The sequence below is a fragment of the Thiocapsa sp. C2-2m genome, from assembly GCF_041903745.1.
GTDB lineage: Bacteria > Pseudomonadota > Gammaproteobacteria > Chromatiales > Chromatiaceae > Thiocapsa > Thiocapsa roseilacustris.
Genome location: NZ_JBBWVD010000035.1, coordinates 1 through 18,965 on the forward strand (window position 1 = coordinate 1; position 18,965 = coordinate 18,965).

Annotated in this window: 16 protein-coding genes; 4 read left to right on the forward strand and 12 right to left on the reverse strand. The window is 62.7% G+C overall.

Annotation, left to right across the window (positions count from 1 at the left end):
• A partial coding sequence (locus tag AADX97_RS22555; RefSeq protein WP_374239324.1) for a hypothetical protein occupies positions 1–718 on the forward strand: 718 nt, incomplete at its 5' end.
• Positions 719–730: 12 nt separating this feature from the next.
• On the opposite strand, the gene AADX97_RS22560 is transcribed toward AADX97_RS22555, so the two are convergent.
• The 6 genes from AADX97_RS22560 to AADX97_RS22585 form a co-directional block, all read right to left on the reverse strand.
• A complete protein-coding gene (locus AADX97_RS22560) occupies positions 731–1,396 on the reverse strand; it encodes a hypothetical protein (protein WP_374238879.1) in 666 nt (221 codons plus the stop codon).
• Positions 1,397–2,207: 811 nt separating this feature from the next.
• Positions 2,208–3,575, reverse strand: a complete 1,368-nt coding sequence (locus tag AADX97_RS22565; protein ID WP_374236396.1) for a tetratricopeptide repeat protein — start codon at positions 3,573–3,575, stop codon at positions 2,208–2,210.
• Positions 3,556–5,913 carry a GumC family protein gene (locus tag AADX97_RS22570; RefSeq protein ID WP_374236395.1) on the reverse strand — a complete coding sequence of 786 codons (2,358 nt, stop codon included), beginning with the start codon at positions 5,911–5,913 and terminating at the stop codon, positions 3,556–3,558. Before AADX97_RS22570 ends, AADX97_RS22565 begins: the two co-directional genes overlap by 20 nt.
• Positions 5,914–5,983: 70 nt before the next feature.
• Entirely contained in the window at positions 5,984–6,664 is a 681-nt protein-coding gene (locus AADX97_RS22575; protein WP_374236394.1) for a polysaccharide biosynthesis/export family protein, read from the reverse strand.
• A gap of 738 nt (positions 6,665–7,402) precedes the next feature.
• A complete protein-coding gene (locus tag AADX97_RS22580; protein WP_374236393.1) occupies positions 7,403–8,164 on the reverse strand; it encodes a glycosyltransferase family 2 protein in 762 nt (253 codons plus the stop codon).
• 442 nt (positions 8,165–8,606) lie between these two features.
• The gene (locus AADX97_RS22585; RefSeq protein WP_374236400.1) at positions 8,607–8,888 is read right to left on the reverse strand and encodes a YdcF family protein; all 282 of its coding nucleotides are present in this window, start codon (positions 8,886–8,888) and stop codon (positions 8,607–8,609) included.
• A 400-nt stretch (positions 8,889–9,288) separates the two neighbouring features.
• Here AADX97_RS22585 and AADX97_RS22590 point away from each other — a divergent pair, with 400 nt between their 5' ends.
• The 3 genes from AADX97_RS22590 to AADX97_RS22600 all read left to right on the forward strand — a co-directional run bounded on the left by AADX97_RS22590 (position 9,289) and on the right by AADX97_RS22600 (position 12,408).
• Positions 9,289–10,221 carry a hypothetical protein gene (locus tag AADX97_RS22590; RefSeq protein WP_374236392.1) on the forward strand — a complete coding sequence of 311 codons (933 nt, stop codon included), beginning with the start codon at positions 9,289–9,291 and terminating at the stop codon, positions 10,219–10,221.
• Between the two features lie 213 nt (positions 10,222–10,434).
• Positions 10,435–10,950, forward strand: coding sequence for a hypothetical protein (locus tag AADX97_RS22595; protein WP_374236391.1), 516 nt, complete (start codon positions 10,435–10,437; stop codon positions 10,948–10,950).
• Between the two features lie 501 nt (positions 10,951–11,451).
• Positions 11,452–12,408, forward strand: a complete 957-nt coding sequence (locus AADX97_RS22600) for a hypothetical protein (RefSeq protein ID WP_374236390.1) — start codon at positions 11,452–11,454, stop codon at positions 12,406–12,408.
• Positions 12,409–13,026: 618 nt separating this feature from the next.
• Here the strand turns inward: AADX97_RS22600 and AADX97_RS22605 are convergent.
• From AADX97_RS22605 to AADX97_RS22630, 6 genes are all read right to left on the reverse strand, one after another.
• The gene (locus tag AADX97_RS22605) at positions 13,027–13,791 is read right to left on the reverse strand and encodes a YdcF family protein (RefSeq protein WP_374236389.1); all 765 of its coding nucleotides are present in this window, start codon (positions 13,789–13,791) and stop codon (positions 13,027–13,029) included.
• A gap of 237 nt (positions 13,792–14,028) precedes the next feature.
• The gene (locus AADX97_RS22610; RefSeq protein ID WP_374236388.1) at positions 14,029–14,883 is read right to left on the reverse strand and encodes a glycosyltransferase family 2 protein; all 855 of its coding nucleotides are present in this window, start codon (positions 14,881–14,883) and stop codon (positions 14,029–14,031) included.
• Between the two features lie 272 nt (positions 14,884–15,155).
• Entirely contained in the window at positions 15,156–17,117 is a 1,962-nt protein-coding gene (locus AADX97_RS22615) for an acyltransferase family protein (protein WP_374236387.1), read from the reverse strand.
• Entirely contained in the window at positions 17,114–17,740 is a 627-nt protein-coding gene (locus AADX97_RS22620; RefSeq protein ID WP_374236385.1) for a hypothetical protein, read from the reverse strand. The genes AADX97_RS22615 and AADX97_RS22620 overlap by 4 nt, the downstream gene beginning before the upstream one ends.
• A 13-nt stretch (positions 17,741–17,753) precedes the next feature.
• Positions 17,754–18,386, reverse strand: coding sequence for a class I SAM-dependent methyltransferase (locus AADX97_RS22625; protein ID WP_374236384.1), 633 nt, complete (start codon positions 18,384–18,386; stop codon positions 17,754–17,756).
• Complete coding sequence (locus AADX97_RS22630; RefSeq protein WP_374236383.1) at positions 18,383–18,958, reverse strand: putative colanic acid biosynthesis acetyltransferase; 576 nt, start codon at positions 18,956–18,958, stop codon at positions 18,383–18,385. Before AADX97_RS22630 ends, AADX97_RS22625 begins: the two co-directional genes overlap by 4 nt.
• Positions 18,959–18,965: the final 7 nt, after the last annotated feature.

Here is an 18,965-nt window from a genome sequence, read left to right on the forward strand (position 1 = left end):
GGGAGACGCCAAACCCTTGATCGAAGGCACTCCATCCCCCCTTGACGGGGGAGGGTTGGGAAAGGGGGGCGAACGCATCGGCGCGGAGAGGGTCGTAGCGGCGACTGCAGAGAATACGCAGGGGATGGAGGACGCAGGCGCCGGACAGCGCAGCGGCGCCGTCTCGCCGACAGAGGCCGACCGCACAGCCCAGATCATGCCGACTCGGGATGACGGTCCTGCCATGGCGGATCGGGGGGAGGAGGATGCAACGCCGCCGAATCGGCTCGATTCGGCAGATACAGGCGTCGGGCCGACAGATGGCGCGGCCACGCAGGTCGTAACCGCGGTCAGCACGATGATCAGGCCGCGCCCGCTCGATCCTTCGGTCGACGTCGGCGTATTGGCGGATGCCTCGCTCGCCCGTCGACACTCGGACGCGACAGCGAGACATGGACTCCAGCCGGTCGTCTTGGAAGAACCGGCTTACGCCGTCCAACTGGCGTCGTTGCGGGATCCCGCGGCACTCAGGCGCTTTCTCGACACCTCGCCTCTGGCGCCGTCACGACTTTTCGTGGAGTCGACGGAGACCTTCGACGTCGTCCTGCTCGGCTTCTTCGGAGAAGCCGCAGCCGCCGGGCAAGCGCTCGAAGCACTACCCCTTTCACTCCGTAAAGCGCGCCCCAGGGTGCGGCGCCTCGACGCGAACCAGCTCTTCTATCGAACCATCAGGGAGTAACGCAGCCAGACATCATTGGATGGGGCTGATCGGTTGCTGGCCACCGCTGCTGCTTCCCGACCCGGCGAGTTCGACTAAAAGTCCCCCGGCAGCCAGGATCGCTCCGGTCGTCAGCACGGTCGTCAAGGTGGCGGTCGTTGCTCCGGCGGTCGCCCCGATTCCGGTTCCGATTCCGGTTCCGGTTCCGATTCCGGTTCCGGTTCCGGTTCCGGTTCCGGTTCCGGTTCCGGTTCCGGTTCCGGTTCCGGATCCGGATTCCAGCAAAGCAGCCTCTTCATCGTCGTCGATGGGCGAATCAAGACCGAGCTGCGCCAATCTGAAACGCACGGCATCGGTCGCCGCACCCGTCGCCTCGACAGCGCCCATCTCGGCGATCTCGGGCCGCAGTTGACCGCCGCGCCCGGTCGCGCAGGGGCTGCTTTCGGTGATGTCCAGAACCTCGTCGTCGAGCAGGAAATACTCGCAGGTGTCGCCGTACCAAATCGCCGCGCGGCCCCCTTCGAGCATCATGAGCCGATCACCGAGTTGAATCGTCCGACCCTCGCTACCCGTCACATAGCGGCCGCCCTGCGACACCATCGCCGTTCCGTCGATCGAGACGATGCGCCCCGTCGGCTCCGTCGCCACCACAACCCCGGCAGACAAGAACAGAACAGCCGCCGCAGTCGCTTGCTTCATGAAACGCTCATGTGCCATATCAATCTCCGTAAGCGCCCGACACAGAAAAATACAGAATTCACGCCGCCAGTCAAAACCCATGAAACATGTAGGAAGGGAAGAGCGCCAGCGAAACCCATCCGACCCGCGCCAAAGGCATCATACCGAAATCCGGCAACGCAGCGGTATGGCGCCCGCGCCATGGGCATGAGAGAAAAACCGGCAACTCGGTAGTTTGGAGGATGGGTTTCGCTGTCGCTCTACCCATCCTACGCGTTAATCAGGGAGTTCACCTGGTTTCCGAATCGTCGCGAGGCCAAGGCGCATCATGTATCCCGCGCACGACAGCAACGGCTCGAAACCAACCTCCGCCTCTGTAGGTCGGGTTAGCGCAGCGTAACCCGACGCCGACGCATCATAGATCCCACCCACTTCCGAACCGCACCCAAGACTCCCCCGGAAATCCCATTACACCCCATGTGCCCTATATAGTAGACAGTCGCTGCACCCAAGTACAGGCGTCCCGAGCGATCCAGCCACCGCCGCCCCATAGGTTGTGCCGAGCCCGCGAGGCACAACCAACCGCCGCAGCCCCGTAGGTTGTGCCGAGCCCGCGAGGCACAACCAGCCTCCGCAGCCCCGTAGGTTGCGCCGAGCCCGCGAGGCACAACCAGCCACCGCCGCCCCGTAGGTTGTGCCGAGCCCGCGAGGCACAACCAACCGCCGCCGCCGCCGGCTGTTGTGCTTCCTGCCGTCAGCACAACCTACACGCATCGAGCTGTTCGGAAATTACCTCGAGCACGAATCCTGCCTCACGCACTCCGACATCCGATCACTCCGCCTCCTTCCCCTCCCCGGCCTCATCCGCCGACAAACGCGCCGCCGAGCGCGCACGCTCCAGCGGCGACATGGCCTCGATCCGAACAATAACCAAATCATCGAACCAAAGCGTCCCGTCGATCGCCTCGTCGAGCCGAAGGATGTCGGCGCTCGCCAAACGCACCTCTTGATGTCGACAGGTCTCCGGGATCTCCACCTCGAAGCTGAAGTCCGTCCACTCCTCGCTCCCCAAGATCCGCGTACTCTCGCCAAGGGCACCACTCTCGGGCGCGCGACAGTTGACGACCCACCGCAGACCGGACTCCGAATACAGCTTGTCGCTGCGATATCGCCCGGACACCCGATAGGCCCCGGGGGCCAGATACAAAGGCTGGAAAAAATGATCGAACCGCGTCCGCGAGAAGCGAAACAGGATCCGCAGCGCCTGCCCCTGAGATCCCTCGACCGGCGCCCGCGAGACGCTCGCCCGGTCGTGTTTGACCACATGCCAGTCGAAACCGAAGCCGGTGAACGGCAGCTCGAATCCACCGTTGAACAGAAGCCCCGACTGCTGTCGCTGAGCCGGAAGGAGGCTGTTGACCCACGCCAGATAAGCCGCCTCGAACTCTTTCTCGCGCAGCAGTCGCGCGACATAGCTCTTGCGCTCCTCCGCCGACAGCGGCGCAACCCCCGGCACCCGCCGCATCGCATAGAGCTGCCGCACCAGTCCAAGCTCCGATTTGCCCTGCGCAGTCTCGACAAAGAACGTCTCCCACCACGTCGGCGGCTCACGCGCGAGGTCACGAAAGGCGGCGACGCCCTCCGGCGTACTCAGCAACCGGCGAAAGGTCTCGAAGATGTTCCGCGTGCGCGGCGAGCCGGCCTCGATCGCACGCGACCAGTGCGTCAAGGCCAAGTCCAACCGCCCCCGCCCGGCCCAATAGGCGGCGATGTCCTCCTGCACCCGAGCACTGACGGGCGCCAGCGCGGCCGCGGCGGCGACCAACCCCTCCGCGCGCGCCTGATCGTCCTCGGCCACGGCCAATCCGCCCAGAGCAAGCAAGGGCTGCGCCCGGCTCGGATTCAGCCGATACGCCTCCGTCAGCAAGGCCCGAGCCGTCTCCGGATCTCGGCCCAACAACGAGAGACCCAGCCGGTAGAGCGCCTCCGGCTGCCCCCCATGCCAATCGAGTACCTGGCGAGCCGCGTCCGCACCCTTCTCGTCGAGTCCTGCCTCGTAGAGTCGCGCCACCCCGAGCGATCCGACCCGCCAGGCCAGAACCACGCAGATCAGGGTAAACCCGATACGCCAGACCAGACCCCGAATGCGCGAACCCGATTCCCCTACCCCGCTCGGGCCGCTAGACCTGTGGGCGCTCATTGTGTTCCTGTCCATAACCATAGAGGTACTGGTATTGATACCGATATCCGTATCCGTATCCGTATCCGTATCCGTATCCGTATCCGCGCTGCCCAGGCTGACCCACCTTTTGCATCACGACACCGATGATCCGCGCCTGACTGCCCTGCAGGCGTTTCAAACTCTCCTTCACGGTGGTGCGCGTACTCTTGCCCGTATCGATCACCAACAGGCACGCTCCGGCCATGCGCGAGAGCACCAAGGCATCCGCGAGACCGATCACCGGCGGGCCATCGAGCAACACATAATCGAAACGCTCGGCCGCAAGCTTGAGTAAATTCATCATCTTGCCGCTGGACAGCAGCTCGACCGGATTCGGCGGCATGGGTCCGCTCGAGATCAAAAAGAGACCCTCGACGCTCGTCGGCTGCGCGATCTCGGCCGGAGTAATCTCCGCGGCGAGATAATTGGTCAGACCCACGTCGTTGGGGACATCGAAGATCCCGTGCAGCGACGGGTTACGCAGATCGCAGTCGATGCACAGCACGGTACTGCCGCTCTGCGTGAAGGACGCCGCGACGCTGACACAACTGAAGGACTTGCCTTCGCCAGGCGAGGCACTGGTGAAGTGCAGCACCCGCGGCGCACCCTCCGCGGTGGAGAACATCAGCGAGGTCCGAAGCGAGCGACTGGCCTCGGCCAAGGGTCCCTTCGGATCGTTCGCGACACTGAGGGCCAGGTTGGCGGAGGATTGCACTCCCGTCGAGGTATCGATGAACGGCAGGCTGCCGAGCACCGGTCTCCCGGTCTCCTTCTCGACCTCGTCGTTGGACTTGTAGGAGTCGTCGAGATGCTCGAGCAATAGGATCAGCAGCACGCCCAGTACCAGACCCAGGAACGCCGAAACCATAAGATTCTTGCTGAGATCCGGCTTGAAGGGCTTCGCCGGTACCGTCGCGAGATCGACGATGCGGATGTTGTCCTGCACGATGCCGGAGACCAGCTCCGCCTCCGTCACTCGCGACAGTAGCCCGTTGTACATGGCCTGGAGCGTATCGCGCGAGCGGGCCAGTGCGTTGTAATCGACCGTCTCGTCTCGGAGCTTCAAGAGCTCCAACCGAGCCTCTTCGGCGCGGTCGGCGAGGAGCTGGCGCTCCTTGAGGCTGGTTTCGTATTCGATACGAAGGCTACGCGAGATCGAATCGACCTCGGCCGCAATCTGTCCGTCGATCGCCTCGATCTGACTGCGAAGCTGCACCATCGCCGGATAATCCGGCAGAAAGACCTCGAGCTTGCGCTGATATTCATCCTGAAGCTCGCCGCGCCGGGTCTTCAGCGACTGAATGACCTCGCTCCCCAGAAAGTCCGAGCTGCCTTGCGCATCGATCTCGTTCATCGCGCGCATCTTGGCTTCGGCCTGAAAGAGGTTTCGCTCCGCCTCGCCGAGCCGCTCGCGCAGTGCTCCGAACTCCTTCTGCGAATGCTCGAGCAGGTTATCGACATGGACCAGATCCTTGCTGCGCGCATAGGCCGTCAATTGACGCTCGGCATCCTCCAACTGCACGCGGGTGCGCTGGATCTGCTGCTCGTAAAAGGTCTGGGTCGAGGTGGCGTCATCGCTCCGACGCTCGGTTTGAAAACTGACAAAGGTCTTGGCAACCGCGTTCAACATGGCCGTAATGGCCCGTGGATCCTCCCCCTCCATGCTCAATTGAATAAGATTGGTGTCGCGCACCGGGGTGGCCACCAGGGTGCTTCTGATCCGCGTCGCAACGACGGCCTGATTGGACGCCAACGGATCGTCCAGAAGACGGTCGCGCTGATCGTCCAGCTCCGTCGGTTCCGCACGTCCTTGACGTGCATGCCACCATTGCGTCAACTGTTGTTGCAGCTCGTCGAAGAAGGTCAGCGCGGCGTCGTCCCGTTTGGGTTCAGGCGCGAGATCCAAGCTCAAGGTCTGCGCGGCACGCTCGGCCAAAACGGTGCTGCGCAGGAGTTGCAGTTGGTCGCCGGTGAAGTTGCGCGCCGCTGAGATGGCCGAAAGATCGGTGAAGCCGAACGGGCTTCCCGAAGGGGGCGTCGCCTGAACCGTCGCCGTGGCGCGATAGACCGGCGGCTCACGGACCGTATAAAAGAGCCCGGCGATCAAGGCCAGCAGCACGGCGAAAATAAGCAGCCACTTGCGATAGAGCAGGATCGCCAGATAGCGCTTGAGATCCAGACCCTCGTCCTCGTCGCCGAGGTCCTGAACCCCCGCGCCCCGCGGATAGTCGAGAGCGCCCGGGCCTGGCCCGGCAACCATCGGCCCACCGCCGGGCGGCGGGAGTCGAGGATAGGTCGAGTTTGAAAAATCGCTCACGCGTCGATCCGAGTCTGTTTCGGGTTGGGAGTCATGAATTGTCTAAAGCACCATCTGAGCAATCGGCAAGTCACCAGGCCACCGTCTTCTCGAGCTCGATCGGATTGTACGTCCTGAGGACACCAAGCCAAGGATCGAAAAAGATCGCGAGAGCCGACGGCGGCACATAGATTCGATCGTTTCCCACCAACAGTGGATCACGCAACTTGCCCTCCAAGATGGACTGGTAATCGACCACATAGGCACGCAACTCTGGGTTCGGGGTCTGGCGCGTCTCGTCAGTCGCACGGAAAATCACGATCTGGTGCTTTTTACCGACAGCCGGAACGCCGCCCGAGGCAGCAAGAACCTGTCCCAGCGTGGTTCGCCCCGTGATCTGCTGAGTCCCGTTCATTTTGCCCGAGAGCGTGATGCTCATGTTCGCCGTCTCCTCGATGTGGACGGAGACGCTCGGGTTACGCAGATAACGGCTCCCCATAAGCCGCTCGATCTCGGTCTCGGCCTCGTCCGTCGTCAAGCCGTTGAGGGAGATGGACCCGACCAACGGCATCGTATAGTAGCCCTGAAAATTCACCCGACCGGCCGAGGACATCTCCTCGACGCCGAAGACATCGACCCGCAACCGATCGTAGGGGCCGATGCGATAGACCAGATCCTCCAAGCTGGGGTCCGGCGGAGGCCCGATCGTCACCGGAACCGTCTCCACATCGGCCGGTGCGGTCGGATACTGCTGCGCCGCATCTCCGCTCAACGGATTTCCGCCTGTCGTCGCGGTTTCAGCGACATCGGAGCCAATCCCCCGAGGAACCGCCCCCCCGCACCCGGTGAGTGACAGGGCGAGCAGAAAGATCGCAATCCAGACCGCCGGGACCGCCGTTTTCCTCAGACAAACGTCCCTTGGCCTTGCTCGTAATTCCGGCCATCGCGGTACGTGGCGCAGAGCGCCAGGGGGATGCGTGACACCGCGGAGCGGTGTCACGCATCCTTGAAGGTTGGGTGGCCGGCCTAATGAGCGAGGCCCGTCCCTTCGATCAGAATCCGACCGTCGACTCATGACGCAACCGCCATCCACGCAATGCGTTCCGTGTGGTCTTCGATCCACGGCACCCCGACAAAGCTCGACGGCTTTCAACAAAGACATGTGATTCACCCGACAAACAAAACTACCCTACTGAATCGCCGGAAGCTTACCAGATCGTCGGCCCAGCGTATCCGAGCACACAAGGGTCACTCGCTCGTGACACCCGCTCCTCTCTCGTGACACCCGCTCCTCTCTCGTGAAACCGCTCTGCGATGTCACGCGTGCCCCTGGCGCTCCGCGCCACGTGCCACGATGGACAAAGTTACGAGTATCACGAACCGCCCCCTCACCCAACCGATCGCAAAGACCCCCACCCGCCAGCCGAGCCGACGCAGCCGGATCCAACGGCCCAACATCTTCCAAGAACGACAAGAAAGCGGCACATAATCAACGTCATCGCGAAACCGGTCAGACTCTTCGACCTTTCGCAACTATAAACTGCGGCACCTTGGACAGGTTTTTCCAAGCCAACGAACCGAGGCCGCCAACCGCGTTGGCGCGAAGGATACGATAGTCTTCCCGAGATTTTTGCAGCAGGTGCTTGAGCGACCGGTTGCTGACCCCCCCGACCCGCATCCGAACCAGCACCTCCGGCACATAGACCACCCGACCGGACAACTGCATCAGCATCCGCAGCATGAGGTCGTAATCCCCGGCAATGCCATAACGAAGGTCGAAGCCACCGAAACGCTCGTACAGCGAGCGGCGCAGATAGAGCGTGGGATGCGGAGGCGCCCAGCCCCAACGCAACCGGCTGCGACGATACTCCCCGGAGCGCCAGTACCGAATGACACGTAGAGTGTCCTCGCGAGCGACATACACCAAGTCCCCGTAAACAGCATCCACACCGGGAGCGGAAAATGCGTCGGCGACGCGCGTCAAGACATCCGGGCCGGCGAACACATCGTCGGCATGCAGGAAACCCACCACCTCCCCGCTCGCCCTGTCGATCCCCTTGTTCAAACCGTCATAAATGCCCCCATCGGGCTCGCTGACCAGCACGGCAAGCTGGTCGCGATGCCCCCGCAAGATCTCCAAGGTCCCGTCCCGGCTTGCCGCATCGATCACGACATGCTCTCGATTCGAATAGGTCTGGCTCGCGACAGACGCCAGGCAATCGCCGATGGTCTCCGCACAACAGCAGGTCGTCGTCACCACCGAGATCTTCATCGCACCATTACCATCCGTGTCGCATCCATAAGTCCAGCGTAGATAATGCTCTTACCCTGCCTCTGCCTGAAAGACGGCCCCCCAATCTCTCCCGCCTAGCCGCCAACTCGCCTATCTATAACAGGATCATGCACGTGTAAATCGCCAGCAGCCGTCAGTAGGCCAGATTGGCGTGTCCGTCCAGAACCCGGCGCGGACTTTGCCCTAGAGAAACCGCAGCAACGGGCGAGACAGCAGAGGTATCGATAACGCCTCGAGCGCCCGCTGCCGGCGCGCCGGATCCCGCAACCCGAGCAAGAGGAGGTCTGACCTGCCGCACGTTGCCGCGTCGCAACTTGGCTCGACTGTTCCTCCGATGCACCGGCTCGCAGTCGGTATAGAACACGGTAACAAGACAAACGGAAATCCCCGCCCGATTCGCCGACCCGGATCACCGCCCCACCTACGCCCCCGAATACTCCTTCCACGCCATGGACGTCAGCCCCAACGCCTCGAAGCTCGGCAGCCAGCAGGCCGGTCCGCTGCAGGTGCCAAGTGCGCGATAGTCGGCTCCGACAGGAATCACCTCAAAACCGACACGCTCAAACAAGGGAACGGCCCGCCGCAGATGCCAGGCGGAGGTCACCAGCAGCACCCGGTCGATGCCCAACGGCACCACAAGCGCCCGACTCGCCTTGGTAGGGAGGCGACCGCGATCAGCAGAAGCCCGGCAGCGACGGACCAGTGCCTCTTCTTGGGCGACGGCACCCTGACGATGCGACCGCGATCAGCAGAAGCCCGGCAGCGACGGCCTTCACACCCAGGCGACGCGAGCGAGACATGCCGACAAGCACCAGACCAACCACGCCGAGACCAAGCCCGACGGACAGCGGCATGATCAGTCCGGTAGGAACCAATCCATCGCTTCACATCTCAACGGTCCCGCATCGACCGGACCCGTAGGGGTCCGCTGTGCGGACCATCCGCCCGACAAACCACCGTCGCCCCGGGACGATGCCGTCGGTCCGCACAGCGGACCCTACATCAACCGAAATCCACTCGAGCACCCCGGGACGGCGCGTCGCGTGTTCATCAAACCCTGCAGGGGACTAAACTCCGACCATCGCCCGTCACAGGAGCCCCGCATGACCGACACCGCCGAGCCCACCCCGCGCAGCGACCACGACAGCCCTTGGAAGGAGGCGCTGGAGGGCTATTTCCCGGAGTTCCTCGCGCTGCTCTTTCCACGCATCCATGCCGGCATCGACTGGTCCCTCGGCTACCGGTTCCTCGATAAGGAATTCCAGCAGATCGTCCGCGATGCCGACATCGGTCGCCGCTACGCCGACAAGCTCGTCGGTCTGCACCGTCTCGACGGCCAGCCGGCCTGGGTGCTGGTGCATGTGGAGGTGCAGGGTGAGCCCGAAACAGCCTTCGCCGAGCGCATGTTCGTCGACAACCACAAGATCCGCGACGCCCACGGCGTACCCGTCGCCAGCCTCGCCGTGCTCGCCGACACCGATCCGCGCTTTCGTCCCGAGCACTACTCCGACGACCTCTGGGGCTGTTCGGTCGACTTTCGCTTCCCGATGGTCAAGCTCATCGACTGGGACACCCCCGAGCGCTGGCCCGCGCTGGAGACCAGCGACAATCCCTTCGCCCTGGTCGTCATGGCCCAGATCCGCGCCAAGGCCACCAAGGATGCGGAAACCCGCAAAGCCTGGAAGTTTCGCTTGATTCGCCTGATGTATGATCGCGGTTACGCGAGGAAGGACATCCTGGAACTGTTCCGCGTCATCGATTGGATGATCAGTTTGCCCAGAACCCTTGAGGACTCCTTCCTCCAAGAACTCTACACCTACGAGGAGACCAAACAGATGCCATACGTCACCAGTGCCGAGCGTGCCGGTTACCACAGAGGCGAGGCCGACCTCCTGCTCTGGCAAATCGAAAAGAAATTCGGCGAGACCTCTGCCAACGCCCTGCGCGAGCGCGTCGCGTCCGCCGACAGCGACACCTTGCGTCTGTGGTCCGAACGCATCCTTACCGCCGACACCCCGGATGCGCTCTTTCATTGAGCCATTGCCCAGCCTCGGACTCGGCGATTCCCCTCGTTCCCCTCGTTCCCAAGCTCTGCTTGGGAATGCGGCCCGCAAAGCTCTGCTTTGCGAACCCTGGGTACGCCGACTTCAGTCGGCAACTGGGGAGGCGGACTTCAGTCCGCCGCCCGGGCGCACTCGGGCGACTAAAGTCGCCCGCCCCAGAAGCCGACTGAAGTCGGCGGACCCAGCGTGCTTCGCTTCCCGATGGTCAAGCTCATCGACTGGGACACCCCCGAAGCCTGGCCCGCGCTGGAGGCCAGCGACAACCCCTTCGCCCTGGTCGTCATGGCCCAGATCCGCGCCAAGGCCACCCAGGATGCCGAAACCCGCAAGGCCTGGAAGTTTCGCCTCATCCGCCTGATGTATGATCGCGGCTATGGCCGCAAGGACATCCTGGAGCTGTTCCGCGTCATCGATTGGATGATCCGACTGCCCAGCACACTGGAAACCACCTTCCGCCAAGAGATCTTCACCGACGAGGAGAGCAAACAGATGCCCTACGTCACCACCGTTGAGCGCGCCGGAATCGAGAAAGGCCAACGCCAAGGAGAGGCCAACCTCCTGCTCTGGCAGATCGAAAACAAATTCGGTGTCGACTCTGCCGAGGCCCTGCGCAAACGGATTGAATCGGCCGACAACGACAGCCTGCGCCGCTGGTCCGTGCGCATCCTTACCGCCGACACCCCGGATGCGCTCTTTCAGTGAGCCGCTGCCCAGCCTCGGATCCGGCGATTCCCCTCGTTCCCCTCGTTCCCAAGCTCTGCTTGGGAATGCGGCCCCTCGACAGACATCGCTTAGCCACGAGCAGCGAAGCTTCCTGGACCAGCCTCCCAAGCTGAGCGACTGTCCAAGTATTCCCCAGCGGTGTCGACCGAGGCGCCGATCGCGTCGGTCGGGTGCGCCGGCTCCGTGGTCGTTGAGAAAAGAACAGGTCGGCAACTGGGGAGGCGGACTTCAGTCCGCCGCCCGGGCGCACTCGGGCGACTCAAGTCGCCCGCCCCAGGAGCCGACTGAAGTCGGCGGACCCAGCGTGCGGCCGGAATCTCGCGCCCGATCGGGAACCCCACGAGGCCTGAAGGAAAGGATGTCCAAGGCCGTCTGCTGTGGGGACCATCCGTCCTCAAGCGCCACGGGATGGCACGTTGAGTGTTCATCAAACCCTGCAGGGGACTAAACTGCGACGATCGCCCGTCACAGGAGCCCCGCATGACCGACACCGCCGAGCCCACGCCCCGCAGCGACCACGACAGCCCTTGGAAGGAGGCGCTGGAGGGCTACTTTCCGGAATTCCTCGCGCTGCTCTTTCCACGCATCCACGCCGACATCGACTGGTCTCTCGGCTACCGATTCCTCGACAAGGAGTTCCAACAGATCGTCCGCGACGCCGACACCGGTCGCCGCTACGCCGACAAGCTCGTCGGTCTGCACCGTCTCGACGGCCAGCCCGCTTGGGTGCTGGTGCATGTGGAGGTGCAGGGCGAGCCCGAAACAGCCTTCGCCGAGCGCATGTTCGTCTACAACCACAAGATCCGTGACGCTCATAGCGTGCCCGTCGCCAGCCTCGCCGTGCTCGCCGACACCGATCCGCGCTTTCGTCCCGAGCACTACTCCGATGACCTCTGGGGCTGTTCCATCACCTTTCGCTTCCCGATGGTCAAGCTCATCGACTGGGACACCCCCGAGCGCTGGCCCGTACTGGAGGCCAGCGACAACCCCTTCGCCCTGGTCGTCATGGCCCAGATCCGCGCCAAGGCCACCAAGGATCCCGAAACCCGCAAGGCCTGGAAGTTTCGACTCATCCGCCTGATGTATGATCGCGGCTACGCGCGCAAGGACATCATGGAGCTGTTTCGCGTCATCGATTGGATGATCCGACTGCCCAGAACCCTGGAGGACTCCTTCCTTCAAGAGCTCTACACCTACGAGGAGACCAAACAGATGCCATACGTCACCAGTGCCGAGCGTTTCGGAATCGAGAAAGGCCAGCGCATTGGCGTCCAGAAAGGCGAGGCCAACATCCTGCTCTGGCAGATCGAAAACAAATTCGGTGCCGACGCCGCCGAGGCCCTGCGCGAACGGATCGAATCGGCCGACAACGACAGCCTGCGCCGCTGGTCCGTGCGCATCCTCACCGCCGACACCCCGGATGCCCTCTTTCACTGAGCCCCTGCCAAGCCCCGGACTCGGCGATGTCCCGGCGATTCCCCTCGTTGCCCTCGTTCCCAAGCTCTGCTTGGGAATGCGGCCCGCAAAGCTCTGCTTTGCGAACCCCGGCAGCACCTCGACAGACATCGCTTAGCCACGACAAGCGGAGCTTCCTGGACCAGCCTCCCAAGCTGAGCGACTGTTCAAGTATTCCCCAACGGTGTCGACCGAGGCGCCGATCGCGTCGGTCGGGTGCGCCGGCTCCGTGGTCGTTGAGAAAGAACAGGTCGGCAACTGGGGACGCGGACTTCAGTCCGCCGCCCAGGCGCACTCGGGCGACTAAAGTCGCCCACCCCAGAAGCCGACTAAAGTCGGCGGACCCAGGCCGAAACACTGATCAAGACCCGCGCGTGCCAAACGTCGTCACGGCATCCAGCCCTGTTAGGATCAGGCCATGATGGCCAGAAAACGCACGTCACCCGCCGAGGTCCTCGGTCTCTGGCTCGTGACGCAGAGCGTCGGGGCTACACGTCCACGCGGAGCCTGGGAGCGCGCCAGCGAGTACGGGCCCGCACCCCCGCCGGTCCGCACATCGGACCCGACCTCGACCGCATCGCCCGACCGCCCCCACCCGGATCACCGCCCCACGAACGCCCCCAAATACTCCTTCCACGCCATGGACGTCAGCCCCAACGCATCGAAGCTCGGCAGCCAACAGGTCGCTCCGGTGCAAGTACCGAGCGCGCGATAATCCGCCCCGACCGGAATCACCTCGAAACCGACGCGCTCAAACAAGGGAACGGCCCGTCGCAGATGCCAGGCGGAGGTCACCAGCAGCACCCGGTCGATGCCCAACGGCTCCACAAGCGCCCGACTCGCTTCGGCGTTGCCGCGCGTGTTCCGACTCTGCGATTCGGAAAGGATCGCCGACCGCGGCACACCCAAATCGACCAGAAAGGTCTCGATCGCAACGGATTCAGGTGCCAGCAACGGCGGCCCGATGCTGCCCCCCGCGCTCACCACCATGCGCGGAGCACAGCCGGCATGATAGAGCCGGGCAGCCTCCCACACCCGATCCGAGCCACGATGGAGACGCGGATACAGATCCCCCTCGACCAGCGGCTGCACCGCACCCCCCAACACCAGGATGGCGTCGGCCCGCTGGCAAGCCGGCGCGACACGCGGCGGGTAGGCGTCTTCCAGTCCCGCCAGCAACGCCCCGGCGACCCTCGGCATGGAGGCCACCGCGATCAGCAGGAGTCCAGCAGCGACGGCCGCCACTCCCAGTCGAAGCGAGCGAGACATGCCGACAAGCACCAGACCAACCACGCCCAGACCAAGCCCGACGGACAACGGCATGATGAGTCCGGTCAGCAGCCCCCGAAATTGAAACCAATCCATCGCTTCAAACCGCCGATGCCGGATCGAAGGTTTGATGTGCCTCGCTCACGAGCCCCGCAAGTTATGTATGGCCGCTCTAAGGCGCGAGACCGTCCGGCGCACAGCCCACGTCTTCGGATCAATCATCGGTTCACCCTGACGTACGAAACCTGTTTGATCGCCTCGACCACACCGCCCCAAAACCTCCGCGGTCCGCACCAGCCGCCGGTCCCCACGGCGGACCGCACCTACTGAACCCTAATTCGGGCGGCCCGGAATTACGGGGCGATCCTCTGAATCCTTCATCAGTTCCCGCATCTTAAGCACGATCATGAACTCATAGACGGATAGCAAACGGCAGTAGGTCAGCCCCGCATAACCATCGAGGAACCCCCTGCGCACCAGATACATATAGAGAAATCTCAAGAGCGGGCGGAACGGAAGGCGGTACGAAATCTCCTTGAGTGCGCGGCGACGGTAAACTCGATCGCGCGACACAATTCCACGCCATTCGACATCGCGACCTTCGCCAATCAGTCGTACCGCTTCGCACGCCTCAGCGCTCGCGTACCGATTGTGCTTTTCGAACCAATCGGTGAGTCCTTTGGAAAACGAATAATGCAGATAAGGCTCCGTCAGTGTCCCGACACGCTCAGGCGCCAAATCTTCACGCTGCCCATGACCGACCTGTTTAAAGCGGAACCGACCACGACGCCCGAGTCGAACCTGGTAACTTGGGTACAAACCTGCATAGCGGAGCCAGCGGCCAAGAAACATCATCTTTGACGGGATGCGATAGGCGTCGTACTGCTCGCTCTGTATGGCCTTCAGCATCTCCTCATGCAGCTTAGCCGTGACAATCTCGTCGGCGTCCAAATGCAGAATCCAGTCGTGCTTAAAATCAATCTGGTCCAGCGCATAGTTTCGTTGACTCGCAAAGCTATCGAATAGGCGCTGATAGACCCTCGCCCCATAGAGCTCCGCAACAGCCACCGTATTGTCCTGACTGAAAGAATCGAGTACGACTACATCATCCGACCATGAAACCGATGCGAAGCATCCAGGCAGGTTCGCTTCCTCATTTAAGGTCAGTAGAAGGATTGAAATACTCAAGGGATAAGTCCTTGTGGGACGCCATAACGATTGCTCGGCTTCAGCCCACGATTGCTACTCTAAGGGATGTCCATCGCGCGTCGCCTTGCAGGCTGTGACACAACAAGACGGTGAATCCATCAAGGCCAGGATGACACCTGGCTCGCCGAGCAAAGCCTCGGAAAACCGCCGGCCACATGGCCGAAGACCGACCGCTAGCCGCATTTTCGTGCGCACGGCAAGATTGGCTCACTCTCGGCGCATGAGACCAAGCCAGATCGCACGCCATCAGCTCAACGAAAGACCGGCTCCAAGACCTGAGCCGCCGATTTCGCACCGACCGTCGTTAGATGGTTATCGTCGAAATACAGCGGATACCCATCGCGAATGACCTCGCACCAGCCATCCGAGCAAAACCGCTCGTGCGGCAGCACCAAAGACACTCCCGGTTGCCTCGCCAGCTCGCCGAGCACGGCCAGGGTCCGTTCCTGTGCGTCGTAGAATGACGCCTCGCTCGGGCGAGTCTCGACATCCCGTGCGAAGCCGAGTGATTGTAGATAGAGCGCCCGCGGGACCAGGGTGCCGACATCGGGCACCGGCCCCACCAACCAGACCCGCTTACCGGCCGCAGTGAGCGCCCGCACCACCTCGCCCAGACTGTCCGCCGCGCCCAGCCCGTTCACTCCGGCACTGCTGCCCTCGCCCGCCGGCTCGGGCACACGCAGCGGCACCCAGCGCGAGACCAGGATGACCTGGCTGATTTCGGGCCGCCGCCGCAGCGAGTCCAACATCGCCCGATCGAAGGCCGCGCAGTCCCGCTCCAGCCAGCTGACGTCGCGCAGGTGGCTGCCGATAGGGCAACCCTGCGCGCCGGCAAAGAAGACCGCGCGACCCGCCCGTGCCGCAACCTCCCCGATGCCCGGCGCCAGTGCCTCGGCATGCGAATCGCCCCAGACCAACGCATCCGGCGCGAACCGAGATGCCGTGTCCCCCAGCACGCAGAAGGCCCCGTCCGCGATCTGCGCAGGCGAAAGCGCCATACAGGGATTCCGGGCACCGCCGATCCGATCGGTCATGCCCTGCACGATGCGCAGCTGCATCCCATCAAAGCGCGACTCGATACCACGTTCAAGGTTAATCACCAGTCCCGCCACCAAGGTCGCGGCCATGCAAAACAGAGCGAACACGAAGACCGAGCGCTGGGTCTTCAGCACGCGCCGCTCACGTACAGGCCGCTCGATGACCTGCCAGGACAGCACCGCGCAGACAACGATCACAAGATTCACCACCAGGGTATCGACCAGCGTCAGGCCCGTTAGGCTCAGATAGCTGGCGAAACCGAGCAACGGGAAGTGCCAGAGATACAACGGATACGAGATCTGCCCCACGAACACCATCGGCCTGCTTGCCAGCCAGGCGGTCGTCCAGCCGCCGCCGGCACCGGCCGAGATCAGCAAGGCAGTTCCCATGACAGGCGGCAACGCTGCGAGCCCAGGAAAGGTGGTCTCTTCCGAATAGACCACCACGGCGAACAGAATCAAGCCGATCCCGAGCAAAGCGCGCGCTTGGGCAGCCCGTCGGTGTGGCGGTGCCGTCATGAAACCATGCGCCAGCAAAACGCCCATGAGCAGTTCCCAAGCCCGTGTCGGCAGCATGAAAAAGCTCGCATAGGGCTCGTGAGGTGTCACCCAGATCGCGAGCGCCAGACTCGCCAGACCGATCCCGAGCGTCACCCAGCGCAGACTCGCCAGCGTCCAGCGCTTAATCAACAGCAAATACAGGGGCAATAACAGATAGAACTGTTCCTCCACGGCCAATGACCAAGTGTGCAACAGCGGCTTCGCGGCCGCCGTCACGCCGAAATAGCCGCTATCCTTCATGAAATAGAAATTTGATAGGAATAGGGCATTGGCGGCAGCACTCTGACCCAGCCGCTTGTAGTCGTCGGCCATCATCACGAACCAGCCGATCACCAGGGTGACGGCGATCATCGCGAACAAGGCCGGGAAGATACGCCGGATCCGTCGCTCGTAGAAACCGCGCAGGGTGAAGCGCCCGCGTGCCAGGTCGGCCTGAACGACGCTGGCGATTACGAACCCCGAGATCACGAAGAAGACGTCGACACCGACAAAGCCACCCGGTGTCAATGTCAGCCCAGCGTGATACAGCATCACGGCGATGACGGCGACCGCCCGCAGGCCATCGACATCGGGGCGGTAGGTAAAGCCCCGATGCTGCGATGGCCGCACTTTCACACGGCCTTCCGGCATTCGAACCCCAGACACCCATCCCAGCGAGCAGGATCTTCGACGGTCGCAAATTCAGGATGGACACTGTCGTTGTATTTTGCCCTATGGATTCCTACGAACCCAGCCGAGGCCAGTTCAGCCTCAAGCCCCTTATAATCCCACATCCACAGGTGCTGATTGTTGCCAAGCAGGGCCCGCAAACGCGAGACGAAACTCTTCGGACGCATCTCCAGACCGAGGGAGGTCGCCCGCATGAACGTGGAACAGGCTTCGGCGGAAGGATCTGATCGATACTTGATCGCCTCCGCCTCAAGATCCGGTAGCACGCCCCGAAAGACAACCTCAGGCTTGAGAACACCCAACACCTCTTTGAGGGTCAACCAAAAATCGGACAGCGACAAATGCTCAAGTACGTGCGAGCAATAAAACAAATCGGCGTAGGACCATGCTTCAGGCAGCCCCCTGGTCACATCCCCGTAGCGGACCTCATCAGGAAATAACGGCTTGAGAATCCGTTTTGCGATCAGACCAACGAGCGGAAAGCACTGCAGCCGTAGCGTCGGCGATGCATCGCAGTTTTTCCAATCCCTTCCGCTCGACAGGCCGCAACCAAAATTGAGTTTAACCATATCTGTCCAACGTTTATGCTCTACGCCCTACCGCAATCATCGATTTCGCCAACCCCGGAACCCGCCCGACCCGCTCGAATCTGATATCGACGAATCCAGCCTCCCGCAGCAGCGCACCCAGCGTCTTGATCGACCAAAACTTGATATGCCCATGGTCCCATAGCGCCGTGTAATGAGCATCCATCCGCCCGCTCAAGGCCAGTGCCAGATTCTTCCAGTAACCATGATAGGGTGTGGAGATAATCGCTACCCCCCCCGGACACAATAAGTCAAGAAGGGTTCGGGCATAGTGCCGAGGAGCGTAGACATGCTCGACCACCTCCAGGCTCAGCACCACCGGGAACCGGCCATACCGGGCCGCTAGGTCGTCATAGGCCGAACCCTCGTCGAGCTTCAGAGCCGGATAGGCAAGGCGGGCTTGGGCAATGCCCTCCACCGAGGGGTCGACACCGGTGACATCCCAGCCGCGTTGACTCAGCACACTGGCCACGCTTCCGTTCCCGCAGCCAAGCTCGAATAGCCGGCGCTTGTCGGTCGGCAGATTCAACGCATTGAGCGCACGCAAGACGCTGGGCAGCAGATAGCCATGCGAATGCCCAAGCATGGCCCCATCATAGCGATAACCCGAGATCTCGATCGCTGTCATCCCTGGTTGCCTTGGCCGCTTTCGGTCAATTCACGGGTCTTGATGACCCGTGCCGGATTCCCGGCAACGATGCGCCAAGGCGGCACGTCGCGCACCACCACTGCTGCCGCGCCGATGATAGCCCCTTCCCCCACCCGTACATTCGGCCCGATAAAGGCATCCGCGCAGATCCAGGCTTGGGAACCGATCACGATCGGCAGGCGCAGCAACGGCAAGGCCGGGTCGCGATAATCGTGGGTGCCGGCGCAGAGATGGGCGCGATGCGACACCGTGGCTTGCGCACCGATCTCCACAGGACCAAGGTTGTAGACCAAGGCCCACTCGCCGATGCTGGCCTCGGCACCCAGGGTCAGATTCCAGGGCAGATAAACGCGTGCGCTGGGGTAGACATGCGCCTGACGACCGACGCGGGCGCCGAACAGCCGCAGCAAGAACCGCCGCCAGCCGAAAAGCGGCCGGGGACTGTAGCGAAAAAGCGGCGTCACCAGCATCCAGAGCACCCGTCCAACGTATTCCCGTCGGCTGTAGGGCCGCGAACCCCGGCAATGTTCGATTTCAAGTTCTATGGACATGGGTGCG